This is a genomic window from Ruegeria sp. AB10 (assembly GCF_056542745.1).
Window position 1 is genome coordinate 444,409 of the sequence record NZ_JBQGAI010000001.1, and the last position, 18,604, is coordinate 463,012.

At 60.6% G+C, this 18,604-nt stretch carries 18 protein-coding genes; 9 read left to right on the top strand and 9 right to left on the bottom strand.

Features of this window, described 5'->3' with window-relative positions:
- Nucleotides 1-77: 77 nt before the first annotated feature.
- The 3 genes from ACR0NT_RS02195 (at nucleotide 78) to ACR0NT_RS02205 (ending at nucleotide 3,200) form a co-directional block, all read left to right on the top strand.
- Entirely contained in the window at nucleotides 78-1,073 is a 996-nt protein-coding gene (locus ACR0NT_RS02195; RefSeq protein ID WP_170441966.1) for a hypothetical protein, read from the top strand.
- 72 nt (nucleotides 1,074-1,145) lie between these two features.
- On the top strand, nucleotides 1,146-2,438 hold the full coding sequence (locus ACR0NT_RS02200; protein ID WP_170441963.1) for an O-acetylhomoserine aminocarboxypropyltransferase/cysteine synthase family protein: 1,293 nt from the start codon (nucleotides 1,146-1,148) through the stop codon (nucleotides 2,436-2,438).
- Nucleotides 2,439-2,441: 3 nt separating this feature from the next.
- The gene (locus tag ACR0NT_RS02205) at nucleotides 2,442-3,200 is read left to right on the top strand and encodes a GNAT family N-acetyltransferase (protein ID WP_170441960.1); all 759 of its coding nucleotides are present in this window, start codon (nucleotides 2,442-2,444) and stop codon (nucleotides 3,198-3,200) included.
- On the opposite strand, the gene ACR0NT_RS02210 is transcribed toward ACR0NT_RS02205, so the two are convergent.
- Entirely contained in the window at nucleotides 3,156-3,851 is a 696-nt protein-coding gene (locus ACR0NT_RS02210; RefSeq protein WP_170441957.1) for an SIMPL domain-containing protein, read from the bottom strand. The genes ACR0NT_RS02205 and ACR0NT_RS02210 overlap by 45 nt on opposite strands.
- Nucleotides 3,852-4,015: 164 nt before the next feature.
- Here ACR0NT_RS02210 and ACR0NT_RS02215 point away from each other — a divergent pair, with 164 nt between their 5' ends.
- Nucleotides 4,016-5,851, top strand: coding sequence for a hypothetical protein (locus ACR0NT_RS02215; protein WP_170671073.1), 1,836 nt, complete (start codon nucleotides 4,016-4,018; stop codon nucleotides 5,849-5,851).
- 33 nt (nucleotides 5,852-5,884) lie between these two features.
- On the opposite strand, the gene hppD is transcribed toward ACR0NT_RS02215, so the two are convergent.
- Complete coding sequence (hppD, locus tag ACR0NT_RS02220; protein WP_170441948.1) at nucleotides 5,885-6,982, bottom strand: 4-hydroxyphenylpyruvate dioxygenase; 1,098 nt, start codon at nucleotides 6,980-6,982, stop codon at nucleotides 5,885-5,887.
- Nucleotides 6,983-7,127: 145 nt separating this feature from the next.
- Here hppD and ACR0NT_RS02225 point away from each other — a divergent pair, with 145 nt between their 5' ends.
- A complete protein-coding gene (locus ACR0NT_RS02225; protein WP_170441945.1) occupies nucleotides 7,128-7,583 on the top strand; it encodes an Lrp/AsnC family transcriptional regulator in 456 nt (151 codons plus the stop codon).
- Between the two features lie 19 nt (nucleotides 7,584-7,602).
- Nucleotides 7,603-9,483: a monovalent cation:proton antiporter-2 (CPA2) family protein gene (locus ACR0NT_RS02230; RefSeq protein WP_170441943.1), complete on the top strand. Its 1,881-nt coding sequence runs from the start codon at nucleotides 7,603-7,605 to the stop codon at nucleotides 9,481-9,483.
- 28 nt (nucleotides 9,484-9,511) lie between these two features.
- Here the strand turns inward: ACR0NT_RS02230 and cobT are convergent, their stop codons facing one another.
- Entirely contained in the window at nucleotides 9,512-10,525 is a 1,014-nt protein-coding gene (gene cobT / locus ACR0NT_RS02235; RefSeq protein WP_170671071.1) for a nicotinate-nucleotide--dimethylbenzimidazole phosphoribosyltransferase, read from the bottom strand.
- Between the two features lie 79 nt (nucleotides 10,526-10,604).
- Here cobT and cobS point away from each other — a divergent pair, with 79 nt between their 5' ends.
- Complete coding sequence (cobS, locus tag ACR0NT_RS02240; protein WP_170671069.1) at nucleotides 10,605-11,369, top strand: adenosylcobinamide-GDP ribazoletransferase; 765 nt, start codon at nucleotides 10,605-10,607, stop codon at nucleotides 11,367-11,369.
- On the opposite strand, the gene ACR0NT_RS02245 is transcribed toward cobS, so the two are convergent.
- From ACR0NT_RS02245 to ACR0NT_RS02270, 6 genes are all read right to left on the bottom strand, one after another.
- Nucleotides 11,366-12,136 carry an ion channel gene (locus tag ACR0NT_RS02245; protein WP_170441934.1) on the bottom strand — a complete coding sequence of 257 codons (771 nt, stop codon included), beginning with the start codon at nucleotides 12,134-12,136 and terminating at the stop codon, nucleotides 11,366-11,368. The two genes, cobS and ACR0NT_RS02245, sit on opposite strands and share 4 nt — an antisense overlap.
- Before the next feature lie 112 nt (nucleotides 12,137-12,248).
- A complete protein-coding gene (locus tag ACR0NT_RS02250; RefSeq protein ID WP_170381457.1) occupies nucleotides 12,249-12,758 on the bottom strand; it encodes a CarD family transcriptional regulator in 510 nt (169 codons plus the stop codon).
- A gap of 284 nt (nucleotides 12,759-13,042) precedes the next feature.
- Nucleotides 13,043-13,381, bottom strand: coding sequence for a ferredoxin FdxA (gene fdxA / locus ACR0NT_RS02255; RefSeq protein WP_170324594.1), 339 nt, complete (start codon nucleotides 13,379-13,381; stop codon nucleotides 13,043-13,045).
- A gap of 66 nt (nucleotides 13,382-13,447) precedes the next feature.
- Nucleotides 13,448-13,813: an RNA-binding S4 domain-containing protein gene (locus tag ACR0NT_RS02260; protein WP_170671067.1), complete on the bottom strand. Its 366-nt coding sequence runs from the start codon at nucleotides 13,811-13,813 to the stop codon at nucleotides 13,448-13,450.
- 6 nt (nucleotides 13,814-13,819) lie between these two features.
- Complete coding sequence (locus ACR0NT_RS02265; RefSeq protein WP_170671065.1) at nucleotides 13,820-16,597, bottom strand: DEAD/DEAH box helicase; 2,778 nt, start codon at nucleotides 16,595-16,597, stop codon at nucleotides 13,820-13,822.
- Between the two features lie 22 nt (nucleotides 16,598-16,619).
- Nucleotides 16,620-17,189 carry a tetratricopeptide repeat protein gene (locus ACR0NT_RS02270; RefSeq protein WP_480442566.1) on the bottom strand — a complete coding sequence of 190 codons (570 nt, stop codon included), beginning with the start codon at nucleotides 17,187-17,189 and terminating at the stop codon, nucleotides 16,620-16,622.
- 69 nt (nucleotides 17,190-17,258) lie between these two features.
- Between ACR0NT_RS02270 and ACR0NT_RS02275 the strand changes: the two genes are divergently transcribed.
- Together ACR0NT_RS02275 and ACR0NT_RS02280 are read left to right on the top strand one after the other, a co-directional pair.
- Entirely contained in the window at nucleotides 17,259-17,549 is a 291-nt protein-coding gene (locus ACR0NT_RS02275; protein ID WP_170441922.1) for an SCP2 sterol-binding domain-containing protein, read from the top strand.
- Complete coding sequence (locus ACR0NT_RS02280; protein ID WP_170671063.1) at nucleotides 17,549-18,526, top strand: alpha/beta hydrolase; 978 nt, start codon at nucleotides 17,549-17,551, stop codon at nucleotides 18,524-18,526. Before ACR0NT_RS02275 ends, ACR0NT_RS02280 begins: the two co-directional genes overlap by 1 nt.
- The last annotated feature ends 78 nt before the right edge of the window (nucleotides 18,527-18,604 follow it).

Below are 18,604 nucleotides of genomic sequence, written 5' to 3' on the forward strand. Positions count from 1 at the left end.
GACGGGCCTTGCTGCGTGCTGTAGGTCAAACACAACGAGCAGCGCCGGACAGCGGCCAGATACCTGAAAGTCACCTGATGCAGGCCAGCCCTTCGAAGTTCAACATCGTCATCATCGGGCAAAACAACCGGCTGCAATACGAGGCTTTGTTGTTCGCGGCCTCTCTGCGCCACAGCTCACCAAATTTTCAGGGGCGGCTGTTTGTGGCCGTGCCACAGCCCGGACCGCGCTGGCGTCAGGACCCGAGTATCCGAAACGAGGACGTACTGAAAGCCCTGCGACAATTGGATGCCGAGATACTGCCTTTCGACACTCACGTCTTCGGCGACAGCTATCCCTATGGCAACAAGATCGAGGCCCTGTTGGCGCTGCCCGAGGGCGAGCCTTTCGTGTTCTTCGATAGCGACACGCTGATCACCAGCGACTTGACCTCGGTGCCGTTTGATTTCAACCGCCCCGGAGCCTCGCAAAAGGTCGAGGGCACTTGGCCCAAGCCGACGCTCTATGGCCCCGGCTTCGATGGCATCTGGCACGCATTGTACCGCCGCTTTGGGCTGGATTTCGAAAGCTCTCAGGATACCAGCCAGCCTATGGATTACTGGCGGCGGTATCTGTATTTCAACGCAGGCTATTTCTTCTATTCCTGTCCGCGCAAGTTCGGAGAGCGGTTTCTGGACTATGCCCGCACGATCCGGGATGAGGAAATCCCAGAACTGGCCGGGCAGAACCTTGCCCCCTGGCTGGATCAGGCCGCTCTGCCGCTGGTCATTCATTCGTTTGGCGGCGGCCGTGATGCCCTGCCCCCGGGCCTGCTGGACGGATCGGTCAGCTGCCACTATCGCCTGTTCCCTCTGCTCTATGCACGGGAAAGCGACCACGTGGTCGAAGTTCTGGAAACCGTCGCGGCCCCCAACCGGATCAAGAAGGTACTCAAGGGCTATGAGCCAATCAAAAAGCTGGTTCTGCAACGCAAGGGCCACAGGATACGCGACCTGTTCGACCGCGAAAACCTGCCCCAGCGCGAGCAGGTTATTCGCAACACGATCCGCAGTAAGGGCCTTTGGATGCGCTGACAGGATTGTTGTGCGCGCGCGCCGGATCGCCTAGAGATTCAGCAACACACATTCCAACAGGAGATTTCGACGATGTCTGACGGCCCCACCTACGGTTTCGACACATTGCAGATTCACGCGGGCGCACGGCCCGACCCGGCGACTGGTGCGCGTCAGACTCCGATCTACCAGACCACGGCTTACGTGTTCCGCGATGCCGATCACGCGGCCGCCCTGTTCAACCTGCAAGAGGTTGGCTTCATCTATTCCCGCCTGACCAACCCGACCGTGGCCGTTCTGCAGGAACGTATCGCCACGCTTGAGGGCGGCGTAGGCGCGGTGTGCTGTTCTTCGGGTCACGCGGCGCAGATCATGGCGCTGTTCCCGCTGATGGGGCCGGGCTGCAATGTGGTTGCCTCGACCCGTCTGTATGGTGGCACGGTCACGCAGTTCAGCCAGACCATCAAACGCTTTGGCTGGTCGGCCAAGTTTGTGGACACCGACGATCTGGACGCCGTCAAGGACGCGATCGACGAAAACACCCGCGCGGTGTTCTGCGAATCCATCGCCAACCCCGGCGGCTATGTCACCGATATCCGCGCGCTGGCCGACGTGGCCGACGCGGCGGGCATCCCGCTGATCGTCGACAACACCTCGGCCACGCCGTACCTGTGCCGCCCGATCGAACAGGGTGCGACTCTGGTCGTGCATTCGACCACCAAGTACCTGACCGGTAACGGCACCGTCACCGGCGGCTGCATCGTGGATTCGGGCAAGTTCGACTGGTCGGCGAATGACAAGTTCCCCTCGCTCAGCGAGCCGGAGGCGGCCTATCACGGACTGAAATTCCATGAGACCTTTGGCCCGCTGGCCTTTACCTTCCACGGCATCGCCATCGGCCTGCGTGATCTGGGCATGACCATGAACCCGCAAGCCGCGCATTACACGCTGCTGGGGATCGAGACCCTGTCCCTGCGGATGGAGCGTCACGTCGAAAACGCCCAGAAGATCGCCGCTTGGCTCGAGGCTGACGACCGCGTGGACTATGTGACCTATGCCGGCCTGCCTTCTTCGCCTTATCACGACCGGGTTCAGGCGCAGTACAAGAAAGGCGCTGGCGCGCTGTTCACCTTTGCGGTCAAGGGCGGCTATGACGCCTGCGTCAAACTGGTGAACTCGCTTGAGATATTCAGCCATGTCGCCAACCTTGGCGATGCACGGTCGCTGATCATCCACTCGGCCTCGACCACCCACCGGCAACTGACCCCCGAACAGCAAGAGGCCGCAGGTGCTGGCCCTGGCGTCGTGCGTGTGTCCATCGGCATCGAAGACGCCGACGACCTGATCGCCGATCTGGATCAGGCGCTGGCCAAAGCTTCGGCCTGACGGATGAGCGGGCACGACACCAACGATCTGGGCCAACCCATCGGCCAGCCGGTTTCGGGCGACTTCCCGCGCCCGACCCCGCCCTATACGCCGATGGAGGGCCAGTATTGCTCAGTCGTGCCGCTGGATGTGAACCGGCACGCGCCCGGACTGTACCGGGCGTTTGCCAACGACACGGATGGCCGCAACTGGACTTACCTGCCCTATGGGCCATTCAGCTCGGAGCATGACTTTGTGGAATGGGCCCGCGCGACCTGCATGGACGCCGATCCGATGTTCCACACGGTGCTCGACGAAAGCGAGACGCCGGTCGGCATGGCCTCGTTCCTTCGCATTGAACCTGCGGCAGGGGCAATCGAAGTGGGCCATATCCACTTCTCACCCCTGTTGCAGCGCAGCCAGCAATCGACCGAGACCATGTACCTGATGATGCGCCGCGTTTTCGACGAGTTGGGCTATCGCCGGTACGAGTGGAAATGCGATGCGCTGAACGAGGTGTCCCGCACCGCCGCCGAGCGGCTGGGCTTTACCTTCGAGGGCATTTTCCGGCAGGCGACCCACTACAAGGGCCGCAACCGGGATACGGCGTGGTATTCGATCCTTGACAGCGAATGGCCGCGCATCAAGACCGCGTTCGAAGTCTGGCTTTCGCCGGACAATTTCGACCAGACGGGCCAGCAGCGACAGTCGCTGCAAGCCCGCGCCAAAACCTCTGGATCAGTCGGCAATCCCGAATTCCATCATCACGTTGACCGAGACTGAAATCTCGCCGCCCGCGACCGGAACGCCGCCTGCCTCGGCCATGCTCATCGCGCGCATCTGCGGCGCGGGACGAATACCGCCAACCTGCTCGCTGATCGTCTGAACCTGCCCCAGAGACACATTGGCCGCCTGCGCCAGCTGCTCGGCCTTTGCTGTGGCTTCGGCCACGGCCTTGGCGCGTGCCTCTGCCTGCAGCGGCGCGGGGTCCTGCACACCAAAGCTCAGCCCGCCAAAATCATTGGCACCATCCTGAATGACCGCATCCATGATCGCGCCCAGCTTGGTCAGATCACGCACACGCACCTGGACATTGTTCGAAGCGACAAACCCGGAAATCTCGGGCCGTTCGCCGCTGGGGCTATTGCGGCCGGACCAGACCGGCGACAGCGACAGGTCACGGGTTTGTACGTCGCGGGATTCGATACCCATATCCTCCAGCCGCTTCAGAATCTGCGCAACGGCGTCAGAGGTCGCCTGCATGGCATTCGACGCCTCGGCATCTTCGTTCGTCACGCCCAGGGTAATGGTCGCCATATCGGGTGCGGCCTGAACGGTTCCGGCCGCATCCACCGTGATGCGACGTTCTTCCGCATGGGCAATACCTGCGGCTGTCACGGCCAGTATGGCGGCCAGAAAAGCGATTTTCTTCAAGGTCTTCCCTCCAATTTCTACAGCACCAACATGGGGATGCGGGGCGTGGTCAAACAAGGGGAATGTCTGGCTTTTTCTTTCCCTCGGCGGGAACCTGCTTTAATGTCATCCTGCGGACGAGATGTCGTTTGCATTGATGCTGACAATTATGGTTCCTCGGGAATATGAAACCCGCATTTGCGCTGTCTTTTTCTGCGACCGGAATATCTGTGCACCACCAGTCGGACGGCGACTGGTTCTGCATTGGTGAGGTTGCGCTGGATGCACCGGACCTGAACGCGCAGCTTCATGCCTTGCGGGACAAGGCCTTTGCGCTGGAAAACAACTTGAACTGCAAGGTCGTGATTCCGGCGGACCAAGTTCGGTTCCTGTCGGCGGAGACCGGCGGTGAAACACCGGAACAAGGCGCCAAACAGGTCCAATCCAAGCTGGCCGATGCAACGCCCTATTCGGTCGAGGAGCTGGTTTTTGAGACCGCGACGGTCGGCACCATCACCTATGTTGCGGCCATCACCAAACAGACGCTTGGCGAAGCACGTGACTTTGCGACCGAGCACGGGTTCATTCCTGTTCAGTTCACGGCAGACACCGATCAGTCCCAATTCCCGTCCGAGCCGCTGTTTTCGGACCAGAAAAGCGAAGTCGCGGCAGTGGCGAAAGGCACGGATACCCCCGCGCCAAACGTTCACGCTATCGCGGACACGACGGCTCCGGATGTGTTTCGCGCACCGTCCGACGGCGCAGCCCTTAAGCCAAGCTTTGATGCACGCGCCAAACGATACGTTGTACCGGCAGCGGCTGCGCTGGCTATCGCGGTGGCGCTGGGGGCATGGGCTCTGATCGCACCGGATGGCGACGAAGAGCCGGAAACGGCGCGGGTCGAAACCACCCTGCCCGCACCTAATACTCAGGTCAGTGACACCACACCGGAAGCCCCGGAACCGCCCGCCGAGACGGCCGAGATAGCACCGGATGATGCCGTCGATGAGCCCGAGCTTTCGCCCACAGATTCCGCAATCCTCGAAGCGCTGAACGTGGCGCCAACGCAGGTCGAAGAGATCGATCGTGATCCCGAACCGCAGGACATCCCGGCACAGCCCGGCATCGAGATCACCGAACCTGAACCGCTGACACCCCCGGTTCTACCCCCGCAGGAGGAGCTGTATCTGGCCTCGGTCGACAATTCCAACCTGTCCAATGACGCGATTGCCCTGCCGTCGGTCGACAGCTTTGCCACCGACGCGCCTTTTGATCAGGTCGCGCTGCCCAGCGTTGCCGGGTCGCGGTTCGATCTGGATGACCGCGGGCTGGTTGCCCCAAGCGCCGAAGGTACGTTGAACCCGGACGGGATTGTCGTTCACCTCGGACGCCCGTCGAAGGCACCGCCTGAACCTCCTGTGCGGTTCGAGCAGGAGCCGAGCCCTGAAACCCAGCCTGACCGGCTGGCCGGATTGCGCCCCAAACCGCGCCCCGGTGATCTGGCCGAACGGTTCGAGCGTCAGCAGTTGGGTGGACGGTCCCGCGCGGAACTGGCGGCGCTGCGCCCCAAAGTTCGTCCTGCGTCCCTGGAACGGCAAGAGGTTGAAGAAACACCCACTGTAATAGGAGGACTGCGCGTTCCACGCCCCAAGACGCGTCCTGCGGGTCTTGTTCCGTCATCCAGCAGCCAAACTGCCAGCTTGGGTTCGGCAGCCGGCATTGATCAGTTCGAAGCCGGGTCGTTCCAGCCCAAAGCCGTGGCGCCGAAGATTCCGTCATCAGCCTCGGTGGCGCGGCAAGCGACGCTCGATAATGCGTTGAACCTGCGCAAACTGAACCTGATCGGCGTCTACGGCACGCCCGCCAACCGCCGGGCGCTGGTGCGCATGCCCAGCGGTCGCTACAAGAAACTAAAAGTCGGTGACAGGCTGGACGGCGGCAAGGTCATCGCCATCGGTGACAGCGAACTGCGCTATCAGAAAAAAGGCCGGAACGTAACACTGAAGATGCCGCGTGGCTAAAGCGGGCGAGAACGCCCGCTTTAACTTGCAACCTCAAGCCGCTGAAATTTCGCCGCTTTCGATCTGCTCTCGCTCAATGGATTCGAACAAGGCCTGGAAGTTCCCCTCGCCAAACCCATCATCGCCCTTGCGCTGAATGAACTCGAAAAAGATCGGGCCAATCACGGTTTTCGAGAAGATCTGCAGCAGAATTCTGGTCTCGCCTCCATCCAGAACGCCTTCACCATCGATCAGGATGCCGTGTTTCATCATCCGGTCCAGCGGCTCTTCGTGGTCGGTGACGCGATCCTTGGACATCTCGTAATAGGCCTCGTTTGGCCCGGGCATGAATTTCAGCCCTTTCTCGGCAATCGCATCAGTCGAGGCATAGATATCCTCACTGCCCACGGCGATATGCTGAATGCCCTCGCCCTTGTATTTGTTCAGGTAAGACACGATCTGCCCGGTCTCACCCCGATCTTCATTGATCGGAATGCGAATACGGCCACAGGGCGATGTCAGGGCACGGCTGTAGAGGCCGGTATACTTACCCTGAATGTCAAAAAAGCGGATTTCGCGGAAATTGAACAGGGTCTCGTAGAACTTAAACCACTTGTCCATATTCCCGGTATAGACGTTGTGCGTCAGGTGATCGAGGTAATAGAACCCATCACCGCGCGGCTTGGATTGTTTGGTCCAGGTAAACTCATGGTTATAGGGCGATGTGTCATGGTATTGGTCGATGAAATAGATCAGCGACCCGCCGATGCCCTGGATTGCCGGAACATCCATGGTCTTGTCTGCCGCGTCATAGGGTTCGGCGCCTTTGGACACCGCATGGTCATAGGCCTTTTTCGCGTCTGCCACGCGCCAGCCCATCGCCGATGCGCAGGGGCCGTGCTCGGCAACAAACCGCGCGGCAAAGCTTTCGGGGTCGGCGTTCAGAATGTAAGTCACGTCGCCCTGCTGCCACAGTTCAACCGCGGGCCTGTCCGTATGATAGCCAACCTGTTCAAAGCCCATTTTGGCGAACAGATCACGCAGTTCCTGCGGCTCAGGATGCGCAAATTCCACAAACTCAAACCCGTCGGTGCCGACCGGATTTTCCTTGCTGATGACAGATTTCGGGGTGTTGTGAGGGAAAGGACCCATGGCGTGCCTCCTTAAAACAGGAATTTCTTTGCTGATTCCAAAATACGCCTTAATCGGCGCTGTTTCTGCGCATTGTTTTCGTGTAACCTGATAAAAAACGCGCAAAGCCCGCATTATTTCGAGCATCATTGAAGAAAGCCCGCACATGCTGGATACCACCGACACGCGCCTGCTGTCTGCCTTGCAGAAGGACGCCCATCTGACCGCGCACCAACTGGGCGAAATGCTGAACCTGTCCCCCAGTCAGGCCGGGCGGCGGCGACAAAGGCTGGAGGCCGAAGGCTACATCACCGGATATACAGCACGGCTGGACCCGCTTAAGCTGGGGCTGCACGTGCAGGGGTTCGTTCAGGTGCATCTGGGCACCCACGGCCCCGAGCAATCGGAGAGTTTTGCCCGCATGGTTCATTCGCTCCCCGAGATCACCAGCGCCTGGACGATGACCGGTGAAGCAGATTACCTCTTGCGCGTCTATTGCGACGATCTATCTGCGCTCAACCGCTTGCTTCATCAGGTGATACTGCCGCATCCTGCCGTGGCTCGGGTGCAAAGTCAGATCGTGATGGACCAGCTCAAGCGCGACGCCCCTTTGCCCACCTGACCTGACCGAAAGGACCGACATGGACGATTTCCTCTACCAGGCCTCGATCTATCTGGCAGCCGCCGTGATCGCCGTGCCCCTATCGGCGCGTCTGGGGCTGGGGTCCGTGCTGGGGTATCTGGCCGCAGGCATCGTCATCGGCCCCGTGTTCGGGCTTGTCGGTGCGGAAACCGAAAGCCTGCAGCATGTGGCCGAGTTCGGTGTGGTCATGATGCTGTTCCTGATCGGGCTAGAGCTTGAGCCCCGCGCGCTGTGGGATATGCGAGACAGGTTGCTGGGCCTGGGGGGCCTGCAGGTCGGCTTGTCTACCGTCGCTATCGCCTGCGTCGCCATGTACGCAAACCACCCTTGGTCGGTTGCATTGGCGGTTGGGTTGACACTGTCGTTGTCCTCGACCGCAATCGTGCTGCAAACGCTTTCCGAAAAGGGGCTGATGCAGACCAATGGCGGCCGCGCCACGTTCTCGGTGCTGCTGACGCAGGACATCGCGGTGATCCCCATTCTGGCGCTACTTCCGTTGCTGGCGCTGCCTTCCATACCGCATCTGAAAAGCGACGGATCAATCGACCGGGGCGTGAAAGACCTTCACGACGCTGGCCATCACAGCCTGTCGCTGGTCGAAGGCCTGCCGGGCTGGGCCGTGACACTGGTCACCATCGGTGCGATTGCCTTCGTGATCCTTGCCGGCGTCTACCTGACGCGGCCCCTGTTTCGCTTTATCCACGCGACGCGCCTGCGCGAGATGTATACCGCTTTGGCGCTGATGATCGTTGTCGGCATCTCCTTCCTGATGACACTTGTCGGCCTGTCCCCTGCCCTGGGCGCGTTTCTGGCGGGTGTAGTTTTGGCCAGCTCGGAATTCCGCCATGAAATGGAAAGCGACCTTGAACCGTTCAAGGGCCTGTTCCTAGGCCTGTTCTTCATCACGGTCGGTGCCGGGATCGACGTCGCCTATTTCTTCAATGACCCGCTCGAACTGATTGGATTGGCCCTTCTGGTTATTCTGTTCAAAGGGATCATTCTGTTTCTGGTCGGACGCGCCTTCAATTTGCGTGGTCGGGATCACTGGCTGTTCACGTTAGGCTTGGCACAAGCGGGTGAGTTCGGCTTTGTCCTGCTGGCGTTCTCGACCCAGCAGAACGTCATTCCGTCCGACCTGTCGCAGAAACTGCTGATGATCATCGCCCTGACCATGCTGATCACACCGCTGCTGTTCATCATCTATGATCTGTTGTCCCGCCGGATTCGGGACAGTGGCCCGCAGCCGGAACCGGATACGATTGACGAACAAGGCCCGGTAATCATCGCAGGTATCGGCCGCTTTGGTCAGATCGTGAATCGTCTGGTCCGTGCCAGCGGATTCAAAACCATCGTTCTGGACCACGATATCGAAACGATCCAGCTAATGCGCCGCTTTGGCGTCAAAGGGTTTCTGGGCGATCCAACCCGACCCGAGTTGCTGCGCGCCGCTGGTCTGGAAAAAGCGACCGTGCTTGTCGCTGCTATGGATGACCGCAAACAGGTGACACGGATCGTCAGCTTTGCCCGGCGTCAACGCCCGGACCTGCACATCATCGCGCGCGCCCATGACCGTACCCATGTGTACGAGCTGTATCAGGCAGGCGCGAACGACATCGTGCGCGAGATGTTCGACAGTTCCCTGCGGGCCGGGCGCTATGTGCTCGAGAATATCGGCCTCAGCGAATATGAGGCCGCGCAGGCCGAGCAGACCTTCTATCACCACGACCGCGCATCGATCCGCGAACTGGCCGAGCTGTGGATTCCCGGGATGCCAACGGCGGAAAACAAGAAATACATCGAACGCGCACAGCAGTTCGAAAAAGACCTGGAAACCGAGCTTCTGGAGCTGGCCGAAAAGCACGCCCAGAAATCGGCCTGACCCGGTGATGCGGGTCAGGCCGTTTGGATTACCCGTCCGAAACGCCGGCCTCGGCAAAGGTGGCCATGCCTGAATGGCACGCCACCGCACTTTTCAGAATGTTGATCGCAAGCGCCCCGCCCGAACCCTCGCCCAAACGCAAGCCGAGGCTCAGCAACGGTTCCTTGCCAAGCTTTGCCAGCACGGCGCCATGCGCGCCTTCTGCGCTTTGGTGCCCGGCAACGGTGTGATCAAGCGCGCCGTCCACAACATCCGCCAAACAGGCCGCAGCCGCCGAACAGATGAAACCGTCCAGAATGACCGGAATGCGCAGAACACGCGCCGCAGCGATGGCACCGGCCATGGCGGCAATCTCGCGCCCACCGAGGCAACGCAGGATGTCCAGCCCGTCGCCTGAGCCTGCGTGCAAAGCCACGCCTTCGGCCACCACCCGGGTTTTGTTGGTCAGCCCGGCGTCATCCACACCCGTACCGCGCCCGGTCCAGTCGGCAGCGTCTCCGCCAAACAGCGCACAGGCGATTGCTGCGGCCGGAGTTGTGTTTCCGATCCCCATCTCTCCGACAACCAGCAGGTCGGCTTTGGGGTCCACTGCGTTCCACCCGGTGCGCAGCGCCTGCAGCAGCTCGTCCTCGGACATGGCCGGGCCTGCGGTGAAATCGGCGGTGGGCGTGTCCAGATCCAGCGCGTGCACATCCATCGTCGCGCCAGCGGCCTTGGCCAGCTGGTTGATCGCCGCGCCACCATGTTCAAAGTTCATCACCATCTGCACGGTCACTTCCGGCGGAAAGGCCGAGACGCCCTGCGCCGTGACACCATGATTGCCCGCGAACACAATCACCTGCGGAGCGCCAATCTGCGGACGGGCATCCCCGCGCCATCCCGCATACCAGATCGCCAAATCCTCAAGCCGACCCAGCGCCCCCGGCGGCTTGGTCAGTTGTCCATTGCGTTCAGCCGCCCCATGCAGCGCGGTCTCGTCAGGACCCGGCGCCTGGCTCAGGGTATCACGGAGTGTTTTCAGGTCATTAAGTTCAGGCAGCATCGAAAGCCTCGTTGCATCAGAGTGGTGCTGTGTGTTTAACCGAAGCGTCCGATCCAACAAGACCCCGAAAGGCGCGGGAGTGCATAAAAACGACAACACCCTGATTTCCGCATGGGATATTCCGCTGGCGCTGGTGCTACTGACGCGCCTGCCAATGCCGCGCCTGCCCGAGAAGGTCTTTGCCCGTCAGGCCGATTCCGCCTGGGCGTTCCCTGTGGTCGGACTGGTGGTGGGCCTGCTGGCTTGCGCCGTTGGCTGGGTTTCGATGGCGTTGGGTCTGCCCACGATGGTCGCAGCCGTGCTGGTCACCATCACTCTGGTCGTTTCCACCGGCGCCATGCACGAAGACGGGCTGGCTGACACCGCAGACGGGCTTTGGGGCGGATTCACACAGGAGCGCCGGTTGGAGATTATGAAGGACAGCCACATCGGGGCTTACGGGGTTCTGACGCTGATCTTCACCCAATTGGTGCGCGTCGCCCTGATCGCCGCTCTACTGACGGCCGGAGCCTACGGTGCGGTCCTCGCCGCCTGCATCGTGTCCCGTGCGTTCATGCCCGTTCTGATGAACGCCCTGCCCAATGCCCGCAATAGCGGCCTGAGCCATTCGGTCGGCGGACCACGCAGTGCAACAGTAGCGGTCGGGCTTGCGTTGGCCATTGTCTGCGCGGTGATCTTGATCGGGTCAGGTGCCGTCTTGCCCATTATCCTTGCGGCACTGAGTATCTCGGCACTCGCGCTGGTGGCAAAGGCCAAGATCGGTGGTCAGACCGGTGACATTCTGGGCGCGACGCAACAACTGGCCGAACTGGCCTTTCTGGCCACAGCCGCAGCGACCCTTTAGGTTGTACCACCTGTCTCGATCCTCAGGGTCGCACCGCAATGCTTGCAATGCACTGCATCCGGATCGTGCCTGTAAAGCCCGCAACTTGGACATTTGTGGCGCACTTTCTGCGGCATGAAGATCGCCTGCGCCAATCGCACGAACAGCGCCACGCCAACCACCATGATGAACACCGAAAACAATTTACCGCCCGGAGTCGACAAAGTGATATCGCCGAACCCGGTGGTCGTCAGCGTTGCCATAGTGAAATAGAGCGCATCGATATAGGCGGTCTGGCTGTTGTCGGGGATGAAGAACACCAAAACCGCCGTAGACGTCGCGAACACGAACACCATCAGGTTGATTGCCGCGATGACCGCGTCTTCATGTGTCCGGAAAAACTGACTGTCGCGCCGCAGGTCGCGCAGCAGGTGGTACGAGTGTATCAGCCGCAAGGCGCGCAGAATCCGCACGAAGGCCAGATTTCCGGGCAAGAACGGCTCCAGCAGCAACGAGGCGATCACGACAATATCGGCCAGCGTGTAGACCTTGCGCAGCAGTTTCCAGCGGTCCTTTGCGATCCACATCCGGGCCAGAAAATCCAGCAGGATCAAAAAACCGACGCACAGGCTGGCGATGGTGATCCCCGGACCATGCGGGATGTTCGCCGTGGCCACAAAGAACACGATGGACGCTGCATCGAACAGGATCAGACCATAGCGGAACCAGACCGAAACCGGCTCATGCGCCACGTACAGAAACTTAACGGTTTGCTTTATCCCGGCCATGTATCCGCCTCTGGTTACAGGAAAATTAGCGGCAAACGCGGAATTCACCAAGACCAGAGACGAAAAAGGCCGCCCCCGGCAGGAGCGGCCCGAAACTCAAGGTTGGCAGCGGTCAGGCAGCGCGCGAGGTCAGAACCTCATCCACCTGCTTGGCGGCCGAAACCTCACCAGCGCCGGATACGGCGGCCACTTCGCGGGTCAGCCGTTCAAGCGCGGCTTCGTACAGCTGACGCTCGGAATAGCTCTGCTCGCGCTGATCGTCGGTGCGGTGCAGGTCGCGGACCACTTCGGCAATCGAAATCAGATCGCCCGAGTTGATCTTTTGCTCATACTCCTGCGCCCGGCGGGACCACATGGCGCGCTTGACCTTGGCCTTGCCCTTCAGGGTCTTCATCGCCTGGCTGATAACATCGGGCGAGCTGAGCGACCGCAGACCGGACTCGGTGACCTTGTTGGTCGGCACCCGCAGGGTCATCTTGTCCTTTTCAAAAGAGATGACGAACAGCTCGAGCGAATATCCCGCGACTTCCTGCTCTTCGATCGAGATGATCTGGCCCACGCCATGCGCGGGGTAAACAACATAGTCGTTCGGGCGGAACTCAAGCTTTTTCGACTTAGACATACAGGTTCATCCTTGGTTACAGAGCGAGATACGGAACGACAAAACACCCACGCCGGAGCCTTTTTCAGCTCCGCCAGGCGGCTGGTTTGTCATAAAATCAGAACTCCAAAGCAGTCATACTTACGGAGCACATCCCCATCTCATTCAACGTTCAGCTTACGATTATATCACAAAATTACGGCATCTGAAAGGTCACGCCCTTTTTTCACCTTGAAACCCTATGTTTTTCAAGGCGATGCACGCTACTTCTACACCTGAACGAACGAGTTCAGAGAGCGAATCGCTCAACCACCTTCGCCGGGCGCTTCCGAGAAATACTTCTCCATCTTGCCCTCTTCACCGTCGCGTTCCTCGGCCTCGGGCAGCGGGTCTTTCTTGGTCACGATCACCGGCCATTGTTCCGAGTATTTCCGGTTGAACTCGACCCACTGATCCATGCCCGGCTCGGTGTCGGGGCGGATGGCGTCGGCGGGGCATTCGGGTTCGCATACACCGCAGTCGATGCATTCGTCGGGGTGAATGACCAGCGTGTTCTCACCTTCGTAGAAACAGTCGACCGGGCACACCTCGACACAGTCGGTGTATTTGCAGGCGATGCAGTTTTCAGTGACGACGTATGTCATGGTCGGATTCCCGTTTGCGCTTTGGGCGATTAGCTAATCCAGTATTGCACTGTCTTCAAGGGAAGATCAGCCCTCTTTGGTACGAGAAAGATCAAGCGCGCGCCGATCTTTCTTGGTCGGACGACCTTTTCCCTCGAAACCCGGATTTTTGGGCGGTGCGTCCCGTTTTTCCGTCAAATCAACATACAACGTCTGCGCCTCGGGGGCCGGGCCGCGGCGCTCGCCAAGCTTTTCGATCCGAACCACCCGCACGATACGACCTTGCGGGAAGGTCAGAACGTCTCCGGGTCCTACCGCCTGCGCCGGTTTCAGAACCCGGTTTCCGTTAAGCCGGACATGGCCGCCGCTGACCTGTTTGGCGGCCAGGCTGCGGGTCTTGAAGAACCGCGCCTGCCACAGCCATTTGTCGATCCGCAGCTTGGCCTCGGCCATCGGCGATCAGTTACCGTCTTTCAAACCCATCAGCGCAGCTGCGAACGGGTTATCGGGATCGATCGCCTTTTCCTTCTTGGGCGGACGCGAGGAGAAGGACTTGGCACCTTGCGGTTTGCCGCCCTTTTTGCCCTGCGGCTTACCGCGACCGTCCTGAGGCTTGCCACGCGGTTTGCCCTTGCCCTGCCCCTGCCGTTGTTCACGGCGCGGGCCACGGTTGGCTTGACGCTGACGCCCCCAGGTAAAGGTGTAGAAAACCTCAACTTCGGGTTCTTCCGATGCCGGAGCCTCGGCTGGCGCCTCGGCGGGTGTGGGGACCTCTTCGGTTACCGCCTCAGTCACCGGGGTTTCTTCGGCGGCGGGCTGCTCGGTCGCGTCGGCGATTGGTTGTTCTGCCGGGGCAGATTTTACCTTTTCACGCTCGCCGCGCTCGGCGTTGTAGCCCAGACCTTTCATCAGGTCGGCGAACTGTTCCAGCGTCATGCCGGTGATCGAGAGCATATCCGGCTTGGCTTCGAACCCGCCGCGGCTGTCTTCGGCACGCAGCATGTCGGCCAGACGTTCCAGCATGTCGATCCGGATCGAACGGTCGCCCGCATCGCGGTACCCGCACATGGTGTCGTACCCCTCGGGCGCGCCCTTGGCGACCGGTATGGTGACCAGACCCGGAGGCGGCGCGTCGGGGAATTCCTGCAGGCCGTTGGCCAGCGCCCACAGAACAAGACGCAGACGCGTCGGAGCGGGTTTCAGCAGCAACGGCATGAAGATGGTGAACTGACCGAACCGAATACCATGCTTGCGCAGCGCGCCTCGGGCGTCCTGATCCAGATCCTTGACCTCTTGCGCGACGCCAGCACGGGGCAGAACGCCCAGCGCCTCGACCATGCGGAAGGCAAACCCTTTGGCGAGGCCGGACAGCTCTTCGTCGCGCGACAGGTTCAGCAGCGGCTCGAACAGCGCGGCAACCTTGCGGTCGATGAAATGCTGCAGGCGGCGCTGCACTTTCTGTTCGACATCCGGCCCTGCGGCCTCGTCCACAAAAACCTCAACCATCGGCTTGAGAGGCTCTTCCCCGGCAACCAGTTTGCCGACAGCGTATTCGCCCCACATCAGGCCCCCCTGATCGGTGAAATCAATTTCGGTATCGGGCGCGTTGTAGAAGCGATCGGCGCGCAGATGGAATTGCGGCGCGAGCGCTTGCAGGGAGGCCGTTTTCAGAGCTTTCGCCTCGGTTCCTTGCGCGCTTTTGTCCGGAATGAACCGGAACCCTTCCAGACGACCGACGAATTCGCCTTCGACGGTCACTTCACCCTTGTCATTTACTTCGGCCAAAAGGGCCTCCTTCTGTTTGAGCCGGCGCAGCAACACGGATGTGCGCCGGTCCACAAATCTTTGCGTCAGTCGGTCATGTAATGCGTCCGACAGCCTGTCTTCTACAGTGCGCGTTTCGTCACGCCAATGTGATTCGTCACGCACCCAGCCGTTTCGCTGCGCAACATATGTCCAAGTGCGAATATATGCCAACCTTTTGGAGAGTGCATCAATATCCCCATCGGTGCGGTCAATCCGCCGGATTTGCCGCGCCATGAAATCATCCGGGATCGAGCCGCGTTCATGCAGGTGGCCATAGATCACTTCGAGCAGGCTGGCGTGTTCGGCATGGCTGATACCGCGAAAATCGGGGATTCTGCACACATCCCAGAGCAAACGGACGGATTGCGGGTCGCTGGCACGGGCTGCGACCTCGGTCACTTGCGAGAGCGATTTCAGCACGTTCAGATCATCCGCAGGCCGGGCCTTGATCAGATGTTCATCATTCGGGCTGACTTCAAGCGAGTCGAGCAGCGCCTCAACCGTGCCAAACCGCAGGGCAGCATTCCGCCAGTTCAGCTTTTTCATCGGCGTGAACCGGCTGTCCATGATGGCCTGCGCCACGCCGTCCTCCAGTGGCGGGGCTTCTCCGGTCACGCCGAAGGTGCCGTCAGACATCCCACGCCCTGCACGCCCGGCGATCTGGGCCAGTTCGTTCGGGGCCAGAGGGCGCATCCGGCGACCGTCGAACTTGGTCAGCGACGAGAACGCCACGTGGTTCACGTCCAGATTCAGCCCCATACCGATGGCATCGGTGGCCACCAGATAGTCAACTTCACCGTTTTGATACAGTTCGACCTGTGCATTCCGCGTGCGCGGGCTGAGCGCCCCCATGACCACGGCCGCCCCACCCTTTTGGCGGCGCAGCAGCTCGGCGATGGCATAGACACTATCGACCGAGAAACCGACAATCGCACTGCGCGGTGGCATCCGACTGATCTTTTTCGACCCAGCATAAACCAGCTGAGACATGCGTTCGCGCCGGACGAACTGTGCCCCGGGCACCAGCGCGGCGATGGGGCCACGCATCGTGTCCGCGCCAAGGAACAGCGTTTCACTTGTGCCGCGTGACCGCAACAGCCGGTCAGTGAAGACATGACCGCGTTCGGGATCGGCGCAAAGCTGAATTTCGTCGATGGCCACGAAATCCGCGCCCATACCTTCGGGCATCGCTTCAACCGTGCAGACCCAATATTGGGTACGCGGCGGCACGATCCGCTCTTCCCCCGTGACCAGCGCCACAACGGACGGGCCGCGAATTGCGACGATCTTGTCATACACCTCGCGCGCAAGAAGACGCAGCGGCAGGCCGATCACACCGGTCCGATACCCGAGCATCCGCTCGATCGCGTAATGGGTTTTACCTGTGTTGGTCGGGCCGAGTACGGCCACAATTCGGGATGACCCGCTCACCTTTGCCCCCTGCCCCGGCTCTTTAGAGGGCCGAACCCTCGACCTGAGGCTTCAGTCGATTCACCGCATTGGTTACTTCTTCATGATGCGGATGTATAGACAGCGCGCGCTCATAAGCGTCCAGCGCCTTGTCGGGCTGTTCGATAATCTCGAATATCAGGCCAAGTCCATAGATCGCCTCGTAATTATTCGGGTTCAGCGTCAGCGCGTGTTCCAGATCGGCTGCGGCCATGCCAAAGCGATCCACCCCGAAAAACGCCGACGCCCGCAGATGCCAGCCTTCGGCAAAGCCGGGCGCGTGGTCGGTCAGCGCGGTCAGATGTTCGATGGCGGCCAGAGTATCGCCGTCCTCAAGCGCCTCGCGCCCGCGTTCCAACAGCAAATCCGCAGAGGCCGAGCCGGATTGCGCCCACAGCGCCTTGAGCTGCCGGTCCAATCCAATCGCCTGTTCCGGTGTCGCCAGCGCCAGTTGTTGCAGCAGCGCCGCCTCATCCCGCAGGTCCGCCTGTTGCGCGGCGGAACTGGTGGAAAACATGACCGTGACAAAAAGTGCCGCGACGGTACGTTTGAGATTGATGTTTGCAATGCCCATAACAATGTTCAGTGTAGCGTTGCGACCGGGGATGTCCATTCACGGCGCAGAAACAATATGAGGAACACCATGAGCGAAACTCTTGAAAAAGCCGCAGCGGCGCTGAACGAAAAACTGACCGGCGGCGATTTTGACGCTTCGGCCAAGTTTGCCATCGCCGATCTTGGCGCTATCGTTCTGGATGCAAACGGCGCGCGCGTCAGCGATGAAGAGGCCGACGTTACCCTGAGCGCCGATGCGGACACATTTGAACAGATCCTCAGCGGCGACCTGAACCCCACCGGTGCGTTCATGTCGGGCAAGCTGAGTGTAGACGGAGACATGGGTGTTGCCATGAAACTCGCGTCGGTGCTGGCCTGATGCAGGTCTCGCCGGCCCCTTTCTATGAAGACGTGGCCGGCGGACCCGCCGGTGGTGCTGCCCATTGGGTGACAACTACGGACAATATCCGCATCCGCGTGGGTCACTGGCGCCCCGAAGGCGAGACAAACGGCACGGTGATGATATTCCCGGGCCGTACGGAATATATCGAGAAATACGGCGATGCTGCCGCTGAATTCGTTGGTCGAGGCTTTGCGTGTCTGGCCGTTGACTGGCGCGGTCAGGGGCTGGCGGACCGCCTGCTGGATGACCCGCGCGTCGGGCATGTCGAACAGTTCACCGACTATCAGCACGATGTGAAGGCCACGCTTGACCTTGCCGAAAAGCTGGAGCTGCCGAAACCCTGGTATGTGGTTGGCCACTCGATGGGCGGCGCAATCGGTCTGCGCGCGGTTCTGGAACGGGATTGCTTTGCCGCCTGCGCCTTTACCGGCCCGATGTGGGGCATTTTCTTCACTCCGATCATGAAACCGCTCAGCCGGTTGACCGCCTATTGGGGGCCGCGCATCGGCTTGGGGGAAAAGACGCCCCCGACCACTTCGCTGGAAAGCTATGTTGCCTCGCAACCCTTTGACGGCAATGTGCTGACGCGTGATCCGGCGATGTATCAGATGATGAAGGATCAACTTACGGCGCACCCCGATCTGGCGCTTGGCGCGCCATCCACGATCTGGCTGCGCGAGGCGCTGGACGAATGCGCCTGGCTGATGGAGCAGACCGCCCCTGCCACACCCGCGCTGACCTTCCTCGGCAGTCACGAACAAATCGTTGACCGTAAAGCCATTCGCGCGCGGATGGCGGACTGGCCCGACGGAACGCTGGTCGAAATCCCCGACGGCGAACACGAGGTGCTGATGGAAGCGCCCGAGGTGCGCGGCCCCGTCTATGACCAGTTGGCAGCGCATTTTTTGGCCGCGCAATCGGACGCTGCACCCGCACCTGCTCTGTCGAGCTGAAGAAAACCTCACGCAAAGGCGGCTTGTGATCCGGGCCGCCCGCGCCTAGATGTTTGCGAAAGCAGATATTCCGAGGTG

Excerpts from the sequence above, each read along its gene's own strand:
- ACR0NT_RS02195 (WP_170441966.1), top strand. The coding sequence starts at position 78 with ATGCAGGCCAGCCCTTCGAAGTTCAACATCGTCATCATCGGGCAAAAC.
- ACR0NT_RS02200 (WP_170441963.1), top strand. The coding sequence starts at position 1,146 with ATGTCTGACGGCCCCACCTACGGTTTCGACACATTGCAGATTCACGCG.
- ACR0NT_RS02205 (WP_170441960.1), top strand. The coding sequence starts at position 2,442 with ATGAGCGGGCACGACACCAACGATCTGGGCCAACCCATCGGCCAGCCG.
- ACR0NT_RS02215 (WP_170671073.1), top strand. The coding sequence starts at position 4,016 with ATGAAACCCGCATTTGCGCTGTCTTTTTCTGCGACCGGAATATCTGTG.
- hppD (WP_170441948.1), bottom strand. The coding sequence starts at position 6,982 with ATGGGTCCTTTCCCTCACAACACCCCGAAATCTGTCATCAGCAAGGAA.
- ACR0NT_RS02225 (WP_170441945.1), top strand. The coding sequence starts at position 7,128 with ATGCTGGATACCACCGACACGCGCCTGCTGTCTGCCTTGCAGAAGGAC.
- ACR0NT_RS02230 (WP_170441943.1), top strand. The coding sequence starts at position 7,603 with ATGGACGATTTCCTCTACCAGGCCTCGATCTATCTGGCAGCCGCCGTG.
- cobT (WP_170671071.1), bottom strand. The coding sequence starts at position 10,525 with ATGCTGCCTGAACTTAATGACCTGAAAACACTCCGTGATACCCTGAGC.
- ACR0NT_RS02245 (WP_170441934.1), bottom strand. The coding sequence starts at position 12,136 with ATGGCCGGGATAAAGCAAACCGTTAAGTTTCTGTACGTGGCGCATGAG.
- ACR0NT_RS02250 (WP_170381457.1), bottom strand. The coding sequence starts at position 12,758 with ATGTCTAAGTCGAAAAAGCTTGAGTTCCGCCCGAACGACTATGTTGTT.
- fdxA (WP_170324594.1), bottom strand. The coding sequence starts at position 13,381 with ATGACATACGTCGTCACTGAAAACTGCATCGCCTGCAAATACACCGAC.
- ACR0NT_RS02260 (WP_170671067.1), bottom strand. The coding sequence starts at position 13,813 with ATGGCCGAGGCCAAGCTGCGGATCGACAAATGGCTGTGGCAGGCGCGG.
- ACR0NT_RS02270 (WP_480442566.1), bottom strand. The coding sequence starts at position 17,189 with ATGGGCATTGCAAACATCAATCTCAAACGTACCGTCGCGGCACTTTTT.
- ACR0NT_RS02275 (WP_170441922.1), top strand. The coding sequence starts at position 17,259 with ATGAGCGAAACTCTTGAAAAAGCCGCAGCGGCGCTGAACGAAAAACTG.
- ACR0NT_RS02280 (WP_170671063.1), top strand. The coding sequence starts at position 17,549 with ATGCAGGTCTCGCCGGCCCCTTTCTATGAAGACGTGGCCGGCGGACCC.